Annotated in this window: 16 protein-coding genes; 8 read left to right on the forward strand and 8 right to left on the reverse strand. The window is 39.8% G+C overall.

Annotated elements, in window-relative coordinates; all coding sequences use genetic code 11:
* Positions 1–290 precede the first annotated feature (290 nt).
* Positions 291–734 carry a universal stress protein gene (locus AC4MC0_RS09600; protein ID WP_004696902.1) on the forward strand — a complete coding sequence of 148 codons (444 nt, stop codon included), beginning with the start codon at positions 291–293 and terminating at the stop codon, positions 732–734.
* A gap of 85 nt (positions 735–819) precedes the next feature.
* On the forward strand, positions 820–1,263 hold the full coding sequence (locus AC4MC0_RS09605; protein WP_078425036.1) for a universal stress protein: 444 nt from the start codon (positions 820–822) through the stop codon (positions 1,261–1,263).
* A gap of 67 nt (positions 1,264–1,330) precedes the next feature.
* Here the strand turns inward: AC4MC0_RS09605 and AC4MC0_RS09610 are convergent, their stop codons facing one another.
* Entirely contained in the window at positions 1,331–1,546 is a 216-nt protein-coding gene (locus AC4MC0_RS09610) for a hypothetical protein (protein WP_004696898.1), read from the reverse strand.
* A gap of 247 nt (positions 1,547–1,793) precedes the next feature.
* Positions 1,794–4,403 (reverse strand): aminopeptidase N, encoded by a 2,610-nt coding sequence (gene pepN, locus AC4MC0_RS09615; protein WP_078425035.1) that lies wholly within the window; start codon positions 4,401–4,403, stop codon positions 1,794–1,796.
* Between the two features lie 424 nt (positions 4,404–4,827).
* Here pepN and AC4MC0_RS09620 point away from each other — a divergent pair, with 424 nt between their 5' ends.
* The 3 genes from AC4MC0_RS09620 (at position 4,828) to thiM (ending at position 7,318) form a co-directional block, all read left to right on the forward strand.
* Positions 4,828–5,085 (forward strand): hypothetical protein, encoded by a 258-nt coding sequence (locus AC4MC0_RS09620; RefSeq protein WP_078425034.1) that lies wholly within the window; start codon positions 4,828–4,830, stop codon positions 5,083–5,085.
* 185 nt (positions 5,086–5,270) lie between these two features.
* Positions 5,271–6,431 (forward strand): hypothetical protein, encoded by a 1,161-nt coding sequence (locus tag AC4MC0_RS09625; protein ID WP_078425033.1) that lies wholly within the window; start codon positions 5,271–5,273, stop codon positions 6,429–6,431.
* Between the two features lie 11 nt (positions 6,432–6,442).
* Positions 6,443–7,318 (forward strand): hydroxyethylthiazole kinase, encoded by an 876-nt coding sequence (thiM, locus tag AC4MC0_RS09630; protein WP_490737911.1) that lies wholly within the window; start codon positions 6,443–6,445, stop codon positions 7,316–7,318.
* A 24-nt stretch (positions 7,319–7,342) separates the two neighbouring features.
* Here the strand turns inward: thiM and AC4MC0_RS09635 are convergent, their stop codons facing one another.
* Positions 7,343–7,924 carry a hypothetical protein gene (locus AC4MC0_RS09635; RefSeq protein WP_491887012.1) on the reverse strand — a complete coding sequence of 194 codons (582 nt, stop codon included), beginning with the start codon at positions 7,922–7,924 and terminating at the stop codon, positions 7,343–7,345.
* Between the two features lie 391 nt (positions 7,925–8,315).
* Entirely contained in the window at positions 8,316–9,842 is a 1,527-nt protein-coding gene (locus AC4MC0_RS09640) for a TerC family protein (protein ID WP_279744060.1), read from the reverse strand.
* Positions 9,843–10,381: 539 nt separating this feature from the next.
* On the opposite strand from AC4MC0_RS09640, the gene AC4MC0_RS09645 reads away from it, so the two are divergent.
* Entirely contained in the window at positions 10,382–10,699 is a 318-nt protein-coding gene (locus tag AC4MC0_RS09645) for a hypothetical protein (RefSeq protein ID WP_491887013.1), read from the forward strand.
* 152 nt (positions 10,700–10,851) lie between these two features.
* Positions 10,852–11,316, forward strand: a complete 465-nt coding sequence (locus tag AC4MC0_RS09650; RefSeq protein ID WP_004696885.1) for a MarR family winged helix-turn-helix transcriptional regulator — start codon at positions 10,852–10,854, stop codon at positions 11,314–11,316.
* A 5-nt stretch (positions 11,317–11,321) separates the two neighbouring features.
* Here the strand turns inward: AC4MC0_RS09650 and AC4MC0_RS09655 are convergent, their stop codons facing one another.
* From AC4MC0_RS09655 to AC4MC0_RS09670, 4 genes are all read right to left on the reverse strand, one after another.
* Entirely contained in the window at positions 11,322–11,984 is a 663-nt protein-coding gene (locus AC4MC0_RS09655; protein ID WP_335998243.1) for an SOS response-associated peptidase family protein, read from the reverse strand.
* A gap of 260 nt (positions 11,985–12,244) precedes the next feature.
* Positions 12,245–14,407 carry a malate synthase G gene (locus AC4MC0_RS09660; RefSeq protein ID WP_178927940.1) on the reverse strand — a complete coding sequence of 721 codons (2,163 nt, stop codon included), beginning with the start codon at positions 14,405–14,407 and terminating at the stop codon, positions 12,245–12,247.
* A gap of 362 nt (positions 14,408–14,769) precedes the next feature.
* Positions 14,770–15,921, reverse strand: a complete 1,152-nt coding sequence (gene zapE / locus AC4MC0_RS09665) for a cell division protein ZapE (protein WP_490737913.1) — start codon at positions 15,919–15,921, stop codon at positions 14,770–14,772.
* 85 nt (positions 15,922–16,006) lie between these two features.
* Positions 16,007–17,014, reverse strand: a complete 1,008-nt coding sequence (locus AC4MC0_RS09670; RefSeq protein ID WP_004696875.1) for an AraC family transcriptional regulator — start codon at positions 17,012–17,014, stop codon at positions 16,007–16,009.
* A 149-nt stretch (positions 17,015–17,163) separates the two neighbouring features.
* On the opposite strand from AC4MC0_RS09670, the gene AC4MC0_RS09675 reads away from it, so the two are divergent.
* Complete coding sequence (locus tag AC4MC0_RS09675) at positions 17,164–18,669, forward strand: flavin-containing monooxygenase (RefSeq protein ID WP_490737914.1); 1,506 nt, start codon at positions 17,164–17,166, stop codon at positions 18,667–18,669.
* The last annotated feature ends 38 nt before the right edge of the window (positions 18,670–18,707 follow it).

Below are 18,707 nucleotides of genomic sequence, written 5' to 3' on the forward strand. Positions count from 1 at the left end.
CACCCTTTTTTCAAATGATTCTAATACAATCTCTATCACATCGCATGATTAAACAGGTCTCATTTCAGCCTCATTTAAACACTAGAAGCACCTTTTAAAGAATATTGCTTTAAATCTGAAACTTGAGTTTTTCACTCAAGATTTTGGACACGTAAATCGGCTTTTTTTTGAATTATTTTCTTTAAATTTCATGAATTTTCAATTTTTAGCCCGATCAAAATTGAACATTTAATGGCAGTGTGTTATCAATAAATTAAGAACTAAATCTTATACAAAAAGGAGTCCCTCTGATGGCTTACCAACATATTTTAGTCCCTGTTGACGGTTCACAAATTTCTTTTTCTGCGGTTAAACAAGCGGCTGAAATTGCCAAAGTTTTTGGCAGTCAACTCACATTGATTAGCTTAGTTGCTGAAGACCCTCTCAAAGATGCTGATTTTTACTATACTTCTCCAATCATGAAAGACTATTTCATACAAGCCTATAACAATGCTGAGAAAGCCCTTCAGGATGCAGTTCAAATTGCACAAGAACAAGGTGTGACAGCTCAGTCTAAAATCATCAAAGGTGAAGTCTCTGAAGATGCTGTGGTCGAAGCGGCTGCTTCACTAAAAAATGACTTGATTGTGATGGGTTCACATGGCCGTAAAGGCTTTCAAAAATTCCTATTAGGCAGCTTTGCTCAAGATGTTCTCAAGTCTACTGAGCTCCCAGTTCTCATTGTTAAAGCTTAATCAACCATAACGCGTCTTTATGTGAGCTGATTTCGCATGTACTGCAAAATGATCCGCAAAAAGACGTACCCTTAAGGAGAAAATAATGAGCTACAAACACATTTTGGTTGCCGTCGATGAATCCCCGATGTCTTATGCTGCTGTTGAACAAGCACTTGAGTTGGCCAAAGATTTAAAGAGTCGTGTGACACTCATGAGCGTGATTGCAGTCGATCCATTTGTCGGAGTCGACTTCTATAAAGTTGCACCAGCCATCACTGACTATTTCCTACATGCTGAAAAAGTCGCTCAAGATCGTTTAGCCGAAGTAAAGCTCTCATTTGACCGTGATGAAATTGAGGTGGATATCAAAGTGATCCGCGGCATCTCTCCTTCTGAAGGTATTATTCATGTGGCCGATGAAGTCGGTGCAGACCTGATTTTGATGGGCTCACATGGCCGTACAGGCTTTAAAAAGATGATGTTAGGTAGTGTGGCGCAAAATGTTCTCACACAGTCTCCGATACCTGTGCTGATCGTAAAAGTTTAAGTATTGTTTTAAACAAAAAAGACTGCCGAAGCAGTCTTTTTTTGTTTAGCAGAACTCGTTCACTTCATTAGCTTTTACTAATCTGCTGATGCAAATTTTGCAAATAATGCTCTGCTGCCGACTGTTGCATAAAAGTTTTTTGAAATAACCCCGAAGCCTGATGGTTATGCGGGCTATACTCAACATTGACTTGAAATGTTCCCAATTCAGCACTTTTCGCAATACGAATAGCAATAATATGAACGGTATTTAAATAAAACCCATCTTCAATTTTAACTAACATATCTGTTTACACTCTACATGTTTGTCTGCCCAATAGCCTGTATACAGAAGCCGAAAAAAATACAGAATATTGAGCTAATCATCTGTTATGCCATAACATTATACCCATAAAATGCGATTCATTTCACACTATTCACATAAATGTTCATTATTTAGAAAAATACCAATGTGAGCTCTTCATGCCGTAATTCTTCAGTTTGCATAAAAAAAGCCAGTCTACTGACTGGCTTTTTTTATGCATAGATCAGTTAAATACTTAACATACCACTCAAAGTCTCACTGACATTTTTAGATTTCACTTGTGGTTTTAACCCCTCAAGCTTTGCTTTCACTTCGCTACGCTGTGGCTCTGCCAATGTGTACCAACGTGACAAAACCTGAAGTAAACGAGAGCCAACAATTGGGTTTTTCTCATCTAAATATTTTGCCAGTCCAATGAAATGATCCACACCAAAACTCCATGTGTTCACTGGGTTTGCATTTAAGCCACCACTCACAGAACGAATACGGTTCGGCACGCCCAAATCATAATCGACATGAGAAGTGAGGTATTGAATGGTTTCCGTCGTAGCACAAGGATGTGCCGCTTGAAGTGTGAACCACTGATCTAGTGACAAAGCCTCATCTTTAAAACGTTGATAAAAATCATGTAAAGCAGCTTCTGCTTGCGGTGCATCGTTCCACACCAAGACACGTAATGCGCCTAAACGTTCAGACATATTGCCTGTGGCTTCATATTGCTGATATGCCAGTTCAAAAGCGGTTTCATCACCTTGACGTGCCATCATGCTGAGCATGATGTTTTTTAGCGCACGGACTCCCATGGCTTGTGAGAACTCTTTTTGCAAATCTGGGTCTAAAGCCAAATAAGTGTCTTTACAGAACTCACCTAACTCACGTGCCAGTTTGTCAATTAAAGCATTACGCTGTTCTTGAATCTTCGCTGGTTCGTAGTCGGTGTCAATGCGGCTACCCAAATAACCTTCGCTTGGTACATCAAATAAACGTGATGCCAAGAGTGGATCTTGTTCAACAAGATCTGGCAGCGTGTTTTTAATGGCTTGAATATAAATATGCGCATCATGACCATTGAGTAAAATACGCTCAAGCAGTGTTTGCGTTGCTTGCCATTGGTTAAAACCATTTGTTTCGTATTGAATCAGGAACGCCAACTCTTCATCGGTATAGTTAAATTCTAAGTTGACGGGCGCAGAAAAATTACGCAGTAATGACACGACAGGTTTCGTGCTTAAACCGCTAAACACAATGCTGGCTTGGTCTTGGTCAAAAAGATATACACCGTCTTTGACTGCATTTTCAAATAAACTGTCTGAGTTTAAAACCAATTGCTCACCTGTTGCAGCATCGAACAGTGCTAAAGCGACAGGAATTGGAACAGCTTTTAGGTTCGGATACTTAGGATGTGCTTTTAAACTTTGCTTAAAGTTTAAGGTATAAGTTTGTGCAGCAGCATCATAATGCCCCTCAGCTTCCAATTTTGGTGTACCCGGTTGGTTATACCATGTTAAGAAGTTGGATAAATCTACGCCTGAACCTGCGGTTAAAGCAGCTACCCAGTCTTCAACGGTCACAGCTTGACCATCATGGCGTTCAAAGTATTCATCAGTTCCTTTACGGAATTTTTCTTTGCCTAATAAGGTTGCCATCATGCGGTTAATTTCCGCACCTTTTTCATAGACCGTTGCAGTATAGAAGTTATTGATTTCCACAAAGTGGTCTGGACGCGGCGGATGAGACAATGGGCCTGAATCTTCTGGGAACTGATGTGCTTTGAGTACCGCAACGTCGTCAATACGTTGAACCGCAGCAGACTGTAAATCTTCTGAGAAAGATTGATCACGGAAAACCGTTAAGCCTTCTTTTAAACACAATTGGAACCAATCACGGCAAGTAATGCGGTTACCTGTCCAGTTATGGAAGTATTCATGAGCAATGACCGACTGTACACGCATGATCGCGGCATCTGTCGTGTATTCTTCATCCGCCAAAACACATGACGTATTAAAGATGTTTAGACCTTTATTTTCCATCGCCCCCATGTTGAAAGCACTGGTAGCCACAATCATATAGTTGTCTAAATCATAGGGACGACCATAGTGTTCTTCATCCCAACGCATTGAATGCTTTAAGGCTTCCATTGCAATATGACATTTCGGAATATCTTTTTCTTCGGCATAAATTTCTAAAGCTACATCACGGCCTTCCGAGGTCACATAACAGTCTTTTAAAACAGCCAAATCACCAATCACACAAGCAAACAAATACGCTGGTTTTTTGGTTGGATCTTGCCAAATGGTATAGTGACGACCTTCGCCTGCCTCGCCCGCTTCAATCAAGTTACCATTGGCAAGGAGCACTGGATATTTTTTATCGGCTTCTACACGTGTGGTGAAAACTGAAAGGACATCAGGACGGTCTGGGTAAAAGGTAATTTTACGGAATCCTTCAGGCTCATTTTGGGTAACAAACAAATCTGATGCGGCTTGGTATAAGCCTTCCAGTTGTGTATTTGACTCAGGATGAATGATCACCGATGTCTCAAGTTTGATCTGATTTGGTGCATTACGAATCACCAACTGCTCTGCATCAAGCGCATATTGCTCTTGGCTAAGTTGCTGACCATTCAGGACTACACTTTTCAACTCTAAATCACGACCGAGTAAAACCAAATCACCCTCAGTTTGGCGCGTCAGCTCCAGCACAGCATCAACTTGGCTATGCTCATCATAGACCTGAATATCGAGGTGAATGCTATCTACTAAAAAAGATGGTTTTTGGTAGTCTTTTAAATAGACGGTTTGATCTGCTTCAATAATTGGATTTGCCGCAATATTCATGTCATGTCCTAATGCTATTGGTCTACAGCTTTATATTGTGTATGTTTTGATCATACGACAAGTTTGCCGTACTGTCTGTGTATGTTGAATGATATTTATATGGGCACGTTGAACAGGCTTTTCAATTCTATTGTTCTTATCCCGCGCATATGACTGCACCAAGTGAATAATAAACAAACAACTCCTCACATCGTGCCGTGCTTGTCTAGCAATATTTGCACCAGCCTTTACACTTAAACAGTGCCATTAGCTCTCTACCATTCAAACGCTGAGAAACTTAAAGACATCAATAAAATATAAAGCCAGCTCTTTTCAAATATCTAACTTAATTTTCAAATCGGCTACATTTTGTGCACAGTTTTTGCTTGTATCTAAATATGCATAACGCATGATAAAACTTAAGCAAAACAAATAGAGGTGTGAGATGTACTTAAAAGACCATATCGTCCGCGTCGAAAATATAAAAATGCTGCAAGCAATGCATGCTGCAAAAATTGATCATAAAGTCATTGCCCTGTTCATGAGCTGTGAAGGGTTGCCATTACAAGCACACGATGTCAGCAGCATTCTAAATCACTACGACACACTAGGGAGTAAAAAGTTGCCGAGCAAAAAAGTTCAAGCCATGATTGAAGCTAAAAAACTAGGTATGGAAGATGACTCTCTACCTTGCCCCGTTTAAATTCTACTAGTCCAAAAAATACGGTGCATGCCGTATTTTTTTACCCTATATTCGCCACTGCGTTGCTTCACCCGTCTAGCGTTTACAAAGCACTTCTGCTTATTCAATTACACTGCAATTTACAACGCCTTTCTGAAATTTTAGCGTGTATAATTTGAGAAAATCCTGAGTTTCAAATTCATCTTATGTCGCTTCAAATTTTGCACAAACAACTTGATGAGAGCACGCCTTGTCCACTTTGTCAGGCGGCCATGTTTTGGGTGGATGCTGAACAATACGACAAAGAAATTAACTTTCATGAATGTAGCCACTGCCAACATCGTGTTTTTAGCAATTCCAATCTAAATTGCCACTGCGACAGTTGTTTAGCCCAGCGCAAAAAAATATTGAAAGAAACTCGTCAGCAAGAACAGCGCAAAACTAAAAATCAAAAAGACATTTATGAGTTTGAGCTGGGCCAGCTCAGTTTTATGCATAAATTATTTTTATTGGCTCTATTAGATGACTACGCACAAGAACATACACAACATCAAGAATTTATTGATTGGGAACAGATCAAATATTTTAGCATCACCCCCAATTATCTGTTTCAAAATAGTCTCGTCAAACAATTGGTAAAAGAACAAATCCTCGTTGCCAAAGATTTTGCCAGTGAAGCCCATCAGTATTATATTAATGTACGTTTGGACGGCTATTCTGAACCTAGCCTATTTAGTGTTACGCAGCAATTACGTTATTGGTTTTATGAAAATCTTAGCCTTGGTGTGCCTTTTAAGACCGCGGATGAAGTCAAAAATGCCTTGTACCAATTGCTCTATCAGGAAATTATCCAATTTATGCAGTTTTACTGCCGTACTTGGGGCATTCAAATTGCGGGAAATAACAGTTTCCAAGTGTTTTGTTATCGTTTACTCGATGTACTCGCAGTCGGACAAATTTATTATTTAATCCAAACTGCATTGGAGTATTTATATCAACGGAAAGCCTTACAACCCAGAAATGAAAACTTTATTAACACCAACTTGTTGAAAAAAACTTTACAACAATACCGTGAACGCAGTGTGGCTGAAAAATGGGAAACTTCAACGCTGCCTCGACCGCATAACCTACCATTCAGCAAAATGAGCGAAGTCTTATTTTTCCGCTTTTTAGGCTATGACGAAGCCATTTTCTTCCAGCCTGTCTCTCGTTCATGGCAAAAAATTGAACCACGTTTGAGTTTCTACTCACAAAAACGCTGTATGTACTGCGGTTCAAATGAGCTCACCGTAGATTATGATGCCGACCAATATGTGACTTTATTTTGTCGCAAATGTAAGCATCAAGACCACTATTTCACCAAATAAGGGCATCCACTATGACCCAGCTTTTAGACCTGTCCTTGCTTAACACAAAACAATCGATTCAAGACCAAACCGATGTCTTGGTGGCATATGTTGCTGAAGCTTGGACTGCCCTGCAAACGCAACAACCTTTGGTACAATGTATCACCAACAGTGTTGCTGCCAATTATGCAGCCAACATTTTATTGGCTGCGGGCGCCTCACCTGCCATGATTGATAATCCCTTTGAAGCGGAAAGTTTCACCCGTATTAGTGCAGCGCTCAGTATTAACCTAGGTACGCCAACCTCTGAACAAATGCAAGCCATGCAAATCTCGGCACAAACCGCGCAGCAGCAAAACATTCCGTGGGTATTAGACCCTGTGGGATATGGACCATTTTTAAAATGGCGCTCTGAAATGGTAGATCAGCTTTTAGCTTTTCAACCTACCGCTATTCGTGGCAATGCATCGGAAATCAGCACACTTGCAGGGAACCAGATCGAAACCAAAGGCGTTGACAGTACGGCAAGCAGTGCCGATGTTTACCATCAAGCAAAAACACTTTTAGCGCAGGCTGAAGTCATTGCTATTTCTGGTGAGTCTGACTATATTCTCTCAAAACAACTTGATGCTGTGATCCAAGTCAATGGTGGTTCGCATTTACAACCTAAAGTTACTGCTACGGGTTGCGCCCTTGGTGCATTGATCGCAGCCTATAGCGCAGTCACTAATCCTGTCATTGCAGCGCTGTCTGCCCATGTCCACTTTGCCATTGCTGGGCAACTTGCTTATACCCGAAGCCAAAGCACAGGAAGTTTTAATGTAGCGTTTATGGATCACATTCATCAAATGAAAGCTGAAACCATTTATGAATATGCGGATATACAGCTTATCCGTACCTCAGCCTAAATAAAGTATGGCGAGAGTTTCTGCTTAAGCAACTTCTCGCCCTAAAAACACGTTCATCGCCGCTTCTAGCAGAGTCAACACATCTAATTTACAGATACACATCAAGCCCATACCAATAAAATAATCAGGCGTATGTTGCATATAAAAGTTGATATGACGACTGGCTCGATTTCGAAGTCGAATCAATTGTTCAGGCGTGGTCTGTGGAAGTACACATGGATGCACAAACACATCATCACTGCGCTGTTGCACATTCGCATGACGGTCTTGCATTAGATCAAGTACCTGTAAGTAATCCTCAGGCATTGGCACTTCTGCACGCGGATAAAAGCGTTTTGAACGTGAAGCAAACAGCCGATATACTTTTGGCTGCATCAAACTCGAAACAAACCATAACTGACGCGTAGGATATTTTAAACGATAACCTAAGGTCACTCGAATTGCAGATGAAAGTGTTCTGTTTTGATTTCGGTAGTCAGGTAAAAAAGCGGCACGCGAGCTAAGAATATATAAGGGTTGATGCGCTGTCTTAAGCTTCAAGATGGCAATAATATTTTGCCCAACTATTTTTCCGCGATGATAAAAACGAATAATTGGTAATGCCACTACATCAGGGTTATACAACAATTGATGCAGTTCTGCTGGGATTGCATTTGGGAAAATTTGTCGATCAAAAGTTTCAAGCTCTTCAAATAGAATTTGTTTTTTTCTACTGAAAGCTTTTTAAATCAATGACCTTTTCCAAAAGTTGCATGAAGTGTTTCCATTCTTATTTTAATCATTTGTTTTACTGCTATAGTCTAAATGCAATGCTTTGATGACCACAGGGATAGAAAAAACTGTCTTCACCAAACAGGTAATTTCAAGGACCAAATACGACAGCCCAATTGCGAGCATAGAATAACTGCTTTTTATTTAGGTGCATAGCGCTTATTTTATAAGCAGAAAAATGCCAGCACGAGGCTGACATTTTTCTCACAATCTAGTTTTGCAATGATTAAGCAGTACGATAGGTGATATTGACTGTCTTAATTCGATTTGAATCCAACTCAAGCACTTCAAAGTGAACACCACGGTAGTCCAGTTGAGTTCCAACGTGTACATCACCATGAGTTTTATCTAGGATTAAACCGGCAACACTAATATAGCCCGCATCTTCTTCAACCAAATCGATCATGCCAAGTTCTAGTTCAAGCTGATATAAATCCAGCATGCCTGTCGCCTTCCACGTCTGATCATCAACCTTCACCAAATCAAGTTGCTCATCGGCATCGGGGAATTCACCAGCAATCGCTTCAAATACGTCAAGCGGTGAAACAAGGCCCTGCACATTACCAAACTCATCGCTCACCAAGACCAATGAACCTTTAGACGTTCTTAGCGTATTTATCGCATCAATGACTTTCATTTTTTCAAAAATGTAAATTGGACGATGACGTTTGATCAGGTCTTTCAATTGCTCTTCATCATCTAAGACATCGAGCAATTCTTTGGCGCGCGCAATACTGATCACTTTATCCAAGCCACCGCGGCACACTGGAAATAAACTGTGCGGTACAGACAGTACCTGTTCACGAATTTTCTCAGGTGAATCATCAAGATTGACCCATGAAATTTGACTACGTGGTGTCATGATCGACGCGACTGACCGTTCAGCCAATGTCAGTACACCACCAATCATATAACGTTCTTCATCCGCAAAAGTTTCTTGCGCTTGAAGCTGATCAGGGTCTTCAGCTTGGAGCTTGCCACCCATGAGTTTTAAAATAGAATCCGCAGTACGATGACGCAGAGGAATTTTCGCTTCATGTTTTGCCGCATTGCGCTCACCAAATTGGTTAAAGGCTTCAATTGCAATGGCAACACCAATACCCGAATAGATATAACCTTTAGGAATGTGGAAGCCAAAACCTTCCGCAATCAGGCTGATACCAATCAACAGTAAGAAGCTTAAACACAAGATGACCACAGTCGGATGACGGTTTACAAAAGTCATTAATGGTTTCGACGCCAACAGCATGACCACCATTGCAACGACCATAGCCACCATCATCACATTAATGTTGTCGACCATACCAATCGCGGTAATCACCGAATCTAGTGAGAACACCGCATCAAGGATCACAATCTGTGCCACAACTGCGGTGAAACCTGCGTAGACCACATTGGTGGTCAGCTTAACTTCTGGCTTACCTTCAATTTTTTCATGCAATTCGGTAACGGCTTTATACACTAGGAATAAGCCACCAAATAAAAGAATCAAATCTCGCCCAGAGAATGTCCAATCCAATACAGTAATCAGCGGTCGAGTCAATGTAACTAACCAAGTGATGATAAACAGCAAGCCCAGACGCATTAAAAGTGCAAGCGACAGACCAATGACACGCGCTTTATCACGTTGCTCAGGAGGAAGTTTTTCGGCCAAAATGGCAATAAAGACTAGGTTATCAATACCTAAAACTATTTCTAATATAATAAGCGTAAGTAAACTTACCCATATTCCCGGATCTAATAAAAATTCCATTATTTTATTACTCCAGAATTATGTTTCTGTTTTAAAAGCATAGACCTGCACGGCGACGGATCCATATTTGTGACCTGTTCAACTAAAGATGAAATAATTATGCCTGAGATGTGTGGCTTGTAATAATTTTTTTATGGTTTTTAACAAAATTTTAATATTCGACCACTTATTATGCAAAAAATACATAAAAATATCGAAATCTCTGTTCGAAATTTTGTCACTTAATGCCAATTGTCGCATTCCATAAAGATTAGACTCGGCGGTCATTTTTTAGTTTTTCTAATAAAACACATCTTAAATAAAACCCAAATTATTGTTTTTATTTAATTATTTATTTTAATAATAGTTAAAAAATATCAATTCACTACAATTATGATTTTAATAAATGACACTTTTTGTTAAAAACACTAGTTCACAAATCCATTTTTTTCACTAAAATGAAACACGGCCAGCATTGTTGTAAAAGTGGTCAATTACCCAAACCAAGGATGCACGGATTGACAATCCGATCAAAGTAATCGAAGACAGGATTCATCGCTATGAACAATGAAAAAGCATTGACCTTCAATAAGACGTCAAAAATGCTTGCCAATACTAGCTATGAAGGCGCATATCTGCATTTGGACTCCTCATTTGATCAGCATCAAGTTAAAGTTGTGGTTTCGCATAATAACCTAAAGTTTGACATGCACTTGCCTATCGTTCTACAGGACGGTGTTCCCATGGCTAAACTCTCTTTGGATTCTCACCAGAATGCTGAAGTCGAAGATGAAGTTGTACAATTTGCACAAAGTATTGTGAGCTTCCATCAAGATAAAGACGGCTATACCCTGTCTCTTCTAAACAGCCACGCTTAACTTTTCTTGATTACTGGCAAAGGTTACCCTTAACAGATTTCCTTTATGAGGATAAATCCAGTAATTTTGTATTGATAAGTGTATGAGTGTTCACATAAAATGTGTTCAAATGATCTATAAAATAAAAATACGATTCACGGGGAATCCGTCACATGACCAAAAAGTACAGCAAGTTCCTACCAGGTTCTGAAGATTTTTCTTTAGAAAGTTTTCCATTTTACTGGGTAACTCAAGTACATGCACAGTATGTACTCAATGTCGATCACGCTTTAAAAAAGTATGGTTTAGATAACTCACGTCGTCGTATTTTACTGGCTCTAGATTCAAAGCCACATGCCAGTGTTTCTGATTTATCTGACATGGTGGTCTCTAAAATGTCGACAACCACCAAAATTGTTTATCGCTTAAAGGATGAAGGATTGGTTGAAACTTATTCTTGTGAAGACGATGCTCGTATCACCCGCGTCCTTCTCACCGAAAAAGGTGTTGAAATGACGAATAAGATCAATGATCTCACCAGTGTTGTACTTGAGCAATCATTTGAAGGCTTAACACCTTTGCAAATTGAAAAAATGATGGAAAGCTTAAAACACGTGTTTAAAAATTTAGCTCGCTAAACCGTTTAAAAGTCGAAAAAGTTGAGTTGGGGACTCTCTTTTTCGACTTTTATTTTCGGCACATGTGAACATTCAAACTCTTCAACAGGAAAGCCTTGTACAAAGGATTGAATATTCGGTGATTTCCAGCTGAGCCACTCCTCTAAGCGTTTATGTGGAATCACGATCACTGAGCGCTTCACATCACCCGGCTCATGAAACTCCCGCATCATTGGATGGTCTATGGCATCCATTGTAAGCATGGTGGCTGAACGTACTACCTCGCCTGCTATACGACAGATTTCATAAAGTGCAGCAACAAATATCACTTGCCCATCCTGTCGTCTAACACCCCATCTCTGCGGCTTTTGCTCTATATATTTGGACTCATAAAATTCAAAAACGGGAATCACCCCAAACTGATATTTTGAAGTCGCTTCAATAAAACTGGCCTTTTGCAGAAGTGTCTCACTTCGAGCATTATAAGTTTTGCTTGCAATACTCTTATCTTCTGCCCATTTCGGTATTAAACCAAAATGTACCTTACGCCACTCAAGACCTATATTTGATTTGAACAATAAAGGCAGCTCATAACCAGGATAGACTTCTTCGACATAATCAAACGGAATTTCAGGTAGACCAAACTGTTGTACTTGAGCAAGGGTTAGAGGTTTAAAATTAGCGCACATGGATTTTCATCCAACTTGATGGTTAACAATAGTATGACGAGCTTTATATAATGAATTGTATAAGGCTTTTATCCGCAGCGTCTAGCTGAAATACTTGTTTAGCCCTATGCTTAAACCCATTCATAGCTCTAAGCAAGCGCCAATCTATAGATCACTATTACCCAAAATTAAATCAGTCTTATTGTTTTCCTCCATAGACATAGTGCGACTTATTTCAGCCAATAAAAAAGCCTCCGAAGAGGCTTTTTTAGCTTTACAGATTAATCTCCTGTATAACCTTTTAACTTCAAGCGTGCAGCATGTAGAAGTGGTTCTGTATAACCTGATGGCTGCTCACCACCTTTAAACACAAGGTCATAGGCTGCTTTGTATGCATAACCATCGAAGCTTGGCGCCATAGGGGTGTAAAGTGGATCGTTTGCGTTTTGCTCATCTACGATTTTCGCCATACGCTGCATCACTTCTTCAACTTGCGCAGCAGATACGATGCCATGACGTAACCAGTTTGCAACGTGTTGAGATGAAATACGTAAAGTTGCACGGTCTTCCATTAAACCCACGTTATTGATGTCTGGAACTTTCGAACAACCTACACCCAAGTCAACCCAACGCACAACATAACCCAAGATCCCTTGAAGGTTATTTTCAAGCTCTTTGGTTTTCTCTTCTTCAGTCCAGTTGGTATCTGTCGCTAAAGGTGGTGTTAACAAATCATCTAATGATAAAGGCTCTGTATTCAATAATTCTTTTTGACGCTCAGACACGTTGCATTGGTGATAGTGAATCGCATGAATGACAGCACCAGATGGAGAAGGAACCCATGCACAGCTTGCGCCCGCTTCTGGATGTTCAATCTTGGTTTTGTACATGTCTAAAAGCATATCTGGTTTTGGCCACATGCCTTTACCAATTTGTGCTTTACCACGTAAGCCCGCTTGAAGACCGATCATCACATTACGATTTTCATATGCTGGGAACCAAATTTGTGATTTCACTTCACCCTTACGAACAAATGGACCTGCTTCCATAAAGGTATGGATTTCATCTCCTGTACGGTCCATGAAACCAGTGTTAATGAAGATGGTACGGTCTTTTGCTTGCGCAATACAGTTTTTCAAGTTTACAGATGTACGACGTTCTTCATCCATAATACCGATTTTTAACGTTTTCTCAGGTAAACCTAATGCTTGCTCTGCACGTTCAAATAATTCAACTGCAAAAGCAACTTCTTCAGGACCATGCATTTTTGGCTTAACGATGTACATAGAACCTTTACGGGAGTTCTTGTTTTCGTTTTCACCTTTAATGTCTGCAAAAGACAAAAGCGGAGTGATTAATGCATCCATGATACCTTCGTAAATTTCAGCACCATCTACCAAGATCGCAGGGTTGGTCATGAGGTGACCCACGTTACGAAGAAGCATCAATGAACGGCCATGAAGTTTCGTTTCACCACCAATCAAGTTTTTGTGCGTACGGTCTTTATTCAAAGTACGCGTAACGGTTTTACCATTTTTCTCGATAGACTCTGAAAGTGTACCTTTCATCAAACCTAACCAGTTACGGTAGCCTTCAACTTTCTCTTCTGCATCTACGGCAGCGATCGAATCTTCTAAATCCTGAATAGTCGTTACAGCAGCTTCAAGAACTAAATCTTTTACGCCAGCAGCATCTGTTTTACCAATTGGGCTGTTTGCATCAATTTCAATTACAACGTGTAAACCGTTGTTTAAAAGTACGATTTCTGTTGGTGCAGCTTCATCACCATTGAAACCGACAAATTGTGCTTCTTTAGCCAAAGTCGATGTCGAACCGTCTTTTAACGTCACAACCAACTTTTTGCCTTCAACTGCATATTTTATTGCTTCAGCATGCGAACCATTCGCTAATGGGAAGGTTTCATTTAAGAAGTTTTTAGCAAATGCAATAACTTTGTCGCCACGTACAGGGTTATAGCCTTTACCTTTTTCCGCGCCACCGTCTTCAGGGATCACGTCAAAACCGTAAAGTGCGTCGTATAAAGAGCCCCAACGCGCGTTTGCAGCATTTAAGCAGTAACGTGCATTACGCACAGGTACTACCAATTGCGCACCAGCCAATAATGCGATTTCTTCATCTACATTTTCTGTGCTGATTTGGAAATCTTCTACTTCTGGTACTAAGTAGCCAATTTCAGTAAGGAAAGCTTTGTAAGCTCCAAGTTCAAATTTGTTGTTGCGGTGCCATTCATCGATCTTCGCTTGAATGTCGTCACGCTTAGCCAATAGTGCTTTGTTCTTTGGGCTAAGATCGACAACGACTTGTTCAAAGTTTTTCCAGTAAGTTTCACTGTCCAAACCTGAACCTGGAAGTGCTTCATTTTCGATGAAATCGTAAAGTTCTTTAGCAATCGCTAACTTGCCTTTTTGAATACGTGCAGTCATTGTCTTTCCTGATATTGCTACTTTTTATACAAGAGATTCTAGTATACCGATTTAAACTTGGCTGAATAGTAATATCACCGTGCGAAATAGTGATCATTTTTTATTTAATAAAGTATACAAACTACCAAATAAAATACTGCTCAAGGCACAAGCATTATCAATTTACAAAATGCTCTTTAGTAGTTTATTAAGTTTTTGAAATGCCGAAATTAGACTTAAGTGCAGTTTTGTATATTTTTTACACTTAAAACCAATATTCTCCCTATTTTCAATCCTGATTAAGCCATGATTATTCAAAAAAGTCGATAAATTAATCGATGAAAATGCACATAAAAAAAGCACCCTTTTGGGTGCTTATATTTTTAAATTTCTTCTTGTTGTTTACTTGCTTCAGCTTGTATTTGTCGATGTGCTTCATTCAAGTAATCATCTGATTGCATTTCCAATAAACGTGAACGCGTGCGTTCAATTTCAAAGGCTAATTTATCACCAGAGTACAAATCAATAATTGTATCTTCTGAGGTTAAAATCAGTTTTACCCCACGGTCATAAAACTCATCGACCAGATAAATAAAACGACGTGTCCCTTCAGAAAGATAATCAGTCAAATGCGGAACATTACTCACCAATACAGTATTATAAATATTTGCAATTTCGATAAAGTCAGCAGGACTACGTGGTTTTAAACACAGCTCTGAATACTCACACCATAAAACATCTTCAGTATGCCCGACCGTTTCTACAATACGATTATTAATAATAATCGGCTCATCTGAAATGGTTTGAGTTTGTGTCAAGGCGCTAAAACGCTGTGCGATCCAACGTTGATGCTCATGTGTTAAAGGAGATTTAAAGAGTTGCGCTTGTTTTAAAACACGTAAACGGTAGTCCACGCCTGCATCTACATTTAAAATCACACACTGCTGTTTCACCATTTCAATGGTTGGAATGAAACGATCGCGGTGAATGCCGTTTTTATATAAACCATCTGGCACAATGTTTGAGGTTGCCACCAAGGTAATGCCACGTGCAAAAAGCTTTTGGAACAAATCACTAAGAATCATGGCATCCGTCACATTTGAGACGAAGAACTCATCGAAACAAATAACCACTGCTTCTTTATAAATTTGATCCGCAACCGCATCTAAAGGGTTACGCTGACCTGAAAGCTTGTTGAGCTCACGATGTACATGTTGCATAAAATGGTGAAAGTGCATCCGTGTTTTACGACGAAATGGAATTGAGTCATAAAACTGATCCATCAGCCATGTTTTACCACGGCCTACACCGCCCCACATATATACACCACGTGGAGAAGTTTGACGGCGGAAACGACGGAATGCTTTTTTAGATGCCTTAAAACGTTGAATTAATTCATGCCAAACGCGATCCAACTCATGAACGGCCTGAGCTTGTGCCTCATCAGACATGAACTGTCCGGATGCTAAGGCTTGCGCATAGCGCTCTGCAGGAGATAAAGGACTGAATGCGGTAGGTGAATTAAAATCTGACATATCATTTAATACTGTTTTTAGGCTATATCAATTATAGCGGAGTGGAAAAGTTAATATATAACACTTTGGCATAATTATGCTTAGGCTATTTCCCATATTGTCGTGGACTGTAACCAAACCACCGTTTAAATGCATGATTAAAGGCTGCAGGCTCCGAGTAACCCAATAACTCTGCAATCATTTCAATGGAATATTCCTGATATTCCATTAAATGTAGTGCACGATCTTTCATTAATTGCTCACGAATTTGTTTATAACTGCTATTTAACTGTTGCAACTGATGTCTTAAGGTTCGCTCTGGCAAATTCAAAGCTTGCGCGGTTTCAGCCATGGTCGGCAGTAAACCTCGTTGCAACTCCAAATAATCTTGTACACGTTGAATCAGACTCGGCTGCTCTGCTGTTTCTTCCAAACGCTGCAATTCCGCCTGACATTTGCCTGCATAAACGTTAAATGTCATCAAATCTGCTGAAGGAATCGGCACATTTAAAACCCATTCATCAAACCAAAATTCAGCTTGCTGCGTACCAAAACTCACTTGCTGACCATAAACCTGCTGATAGAGCACCAGTTTTTTCGCATCTTCAGGTCGTGCAACAGGTAAAGTAATTCGAATCTCAGGCATTTCCAGCCCAATCATCTTATAAATATCTTGTAAAAACTTATATGTTCCCGCTATTTCAGAATGTGCACGCAACTGACCCACAGGTGTTTGCAAGTCTCTCGGTAGATAACACAGTGCGACTTGATCATTTTGTTTTTTCAAACCCAATAAGCCACTCAAATGCGTCAAACTCTGATAGCGAATACCCTGTTCTAACGCGGTATGTGTCGTTGGACTGGTCATCAATAACATCAGTAAGGGGCCATATCCTGCCAAAACATAATGCTGACCAATAAACAAGCCTTGCTCAGGCTCAATATCCTCTGCAATGATTTTCAAAATATCCCACTCTAGAGCAGGATGAATGATCGCATTCGGATCAAGCGACTCCACACGTAAGCCAATGCTTTGTAACTTTTGATCGACTGCGACTCCTGCTTTACGCATTCCTTGAATCAAATACATCAAGCCAAGTACAGAACGTTTCATAATCAATTAAAAGCAAAATATTGGCCTATGTTTTACTACAGCCACCTAGCGCACAACAATTGCCGAATCTATCAATTTTCTTGTCAGGGCTATCATAGACCTTCTGGATAGTTGCTCTACAATAAAGTAAAACAAAAAGGAAAAAACAAATGCAGGCAGCAAATTCAACAACCCCTCAGGTAAAAATCGCCATTATTGGTGCAGGCTTTGGTGGTTTAGCGATGGCTATTCGTCTTTTACAAAACAATATTCGTGATTTTGTAATTTTAGAAAAAGCCAGTGAAATAGGGGGAACATGGCGTGAAAACCAATATCCGGGTGCTGCTTGTGATGTACAGTCACATCTCTATTCTTTGTCTTTTTCACCCAAGACCGACTGGTCTAAACGTTATGCTGAAGCACCTGAAATTTATCAATACATGCAAACACTTACCGCTGAACATCAATTGCAGCCTTATATCCGCTTTAACACCGAAGTGTGTGCTGCACATTACTTAGACAATCAGTGTTTATGGCAACTCACCCTTAATCAAAATGAAACTCTGACCGCTCAATTTGTTATTTTCGCATCTGGTCCACTGCATGTACCGCAAATTCCGTGTATTTCGGGTATCGAGAAATTTAAAGGCAAAGTTTTCCATTCATCACAGTGGGATCATAACTATGACCTCAGCAATAAAAATGTTGCCTCTATTGGCACTGGGGGTAGCGCGATTCAATATATTCCTGAAATTGCAGAAAAAGTGAAGCAACTATACGTACTACAAAGGACAGCTGCATGGGTTATTCCTCGGGATGAACGTCGTTATTTACCGATTGAGAAAACACTGTTTAATCGATTTGATTGGTTTCGAAAAATTCATCGAGCTCGTCTGTATTGGACAAATGAATCTCGTGTAGTTCCCATTATGAAACCAAAGGTCATGAAATATGCACAAAAACTAGCAGAAGCGTATATTCACCATCAAGTCAAAGACCCTGAAACCGCAGATAAGCTGATTCCCAACTATATTATGGGTTGTAAACGCATCTTGGTCTCCAACAAGTATTACCCAAGCTTTAACCGTAAAAATGTTGAATTGGTTACCGATGATATTTTGGAGTTAACTGAGGACAGTATCATCACCAAAGATGGAAAAAAGCGTCCTATTGATTGCCTCATCTATGGCACAGGTTTTGTGACTGACCCACGTATTTATCTTAAATCCTTTAGCTGTACAGGGCTGAATCATGTTGAGCTTACAGACGCGTGGAAAGATGGAGCCGAAAGCTTCTATGGGATTAGCACCAAAGGCTTCCCAAACTTATTTCAGCTTTTAGGGCCCAATACAGTCTTAGGTCATAACTCGGTTATTTTTATGATTGAGTCACAAGTAAATTACATTCTACAGCTCATCGAGATGGCACAAAAAATCCAATCTCAAGCAATCGTTGTGAAAGCAGATATTCAAGACCAATTTAATCAGCATTTACAAAGTCAATTTACAGATACCATTTGGCAATCTGGCTGTGTCAGCTGGTATCAACAAGCGGACGGGAAAAATTTCTCTTTATGGCCAAGCTATACATGGAAATATTGGCTAAAAACACGAAAAGCCAATCCAGCAGACTATCGTTTTTTAAATTCTAAGCAAGATAGTCAAGCAATAAGTTAAGATCGCGGTCATAATAAGTTAGTATTTTTTCACACTTT

Source organism: Acinetobacter sp. CAU_H_S139_7, from assembly GCF_058599305.1.

What these genes read in the sequence shown, in the direction of transcription:
- AC4MC0_RS09600 (WP_004696902.1), top strand. Translation starts at nt 291, where the DNA reads ATGGCTTACCAACATATTTTAGTCCCTGTTGACGGTTCACAAATTTCT.
- AC4MC0_RS09605 (WP_078425036.1), top strand. Translation starts at nt 820, where the DNA reads ATGAGCTACAAACACATTTTGGTTGCCGTCGATGAATCCCCGATGTCT.
- AC4MC0_RS09610 (WP_004696898.1), bottom strand. Translation starts at nt 1,546, where the DNA reads ATGTTAGTTAAAATTGAAGATGGGTTTTATTTAAATACCGTTCATATT.
- pepN (WP_078425035.1), bottom strand. Translation starts at nt 4,403, where the DNA reads ATGAATATTGCGGCAAATCCAATTATTGAAGCAGATCAAACCGTCTAT.
- AC4MC0_RS09620 (WP_078425034.1), top strand. Translation starts at nt 4,828, where the DNA reads ATGTACTTAAAAGACCATATCGTCCGCGTCGAAAATATAAAAATGCTG.
- AC4MC0_RS09625 (WP_078425033.1), top strand. Translation starts at nt 5,271, where the DNA reads ATGTCGCTTCAAATTTTGCACAAACAACTTGATGAGAGCACGCCTTGT.
- thiM (WP_490737911.1), top strand. Translation starts at nt 6,443, where the DNA reads ATGACCCAGCTTTTAGACCTGTCCTTGCTTAACACAAAACAATCGATT.
- AC4MC0_RS09640 (WP_279744060.1), bottom strand. Translation starts at nt 9,842, where the DNA reads ATGGAATTTTTATTAGATCCGGGAATATGGGTAAGTTTACTTACGCTT.
- AC4MC0_RS09645 (WP_491887013.1), top strand. Translation starts at nt 10,382, where the DNA reads ATGAACAATGAAAAAGCATTGACCTTCAATAAGACGTCAAAAATGCTT.
- AC4MC0_RS09650 (WP_004696885.1), top strand. Translation starts at nt 10,852, where the DNA reads ATGACCAAAAAGTACAGCAAGTTCCTACCAGGTTCTGAAGATTTTTCT.
- AC4MC0_RS09655 (WP_335998243.1), bottom strand. Translation starts at nt 11,984, where the DNA reads ATGTGCGCTAATTTTAAACCTCTAACCCTTGCTCAAGTACAACAGTTT.
- AC4MC0_RS09660 (WP_178927940.1), bottom strand. Translation starts at nt 14,407, where the DNA reads ATGACTGCACGTATTCAAAAAGGCAAGTTAGCGATTGCTAAAGAACTT.
- zapE (WP_490737913.1), bottom strand. Translation starts at nt 15,921, where the DNA reads ATGTCAGATTTTAATTCACCTACCGCATTCAGTCCTTTATCTCCTGCA.
- AC4MC0_RS09670 (WP_004696875.1), bottom strand. Translation starts at nt 17,014, where the DNA reads ATGAAACGTTCTGTACTTGGCTTGATGTATTTGATTCAAGGAATGCGT.
- AC4MC0_RS09675 (WP_490737914.1), top strand. Translation starts at nt 17,164, where the DNA reads ATGCAGGCAGCAAATTCAACAACCCCTCAGGTAAAAATCGCCATTATT.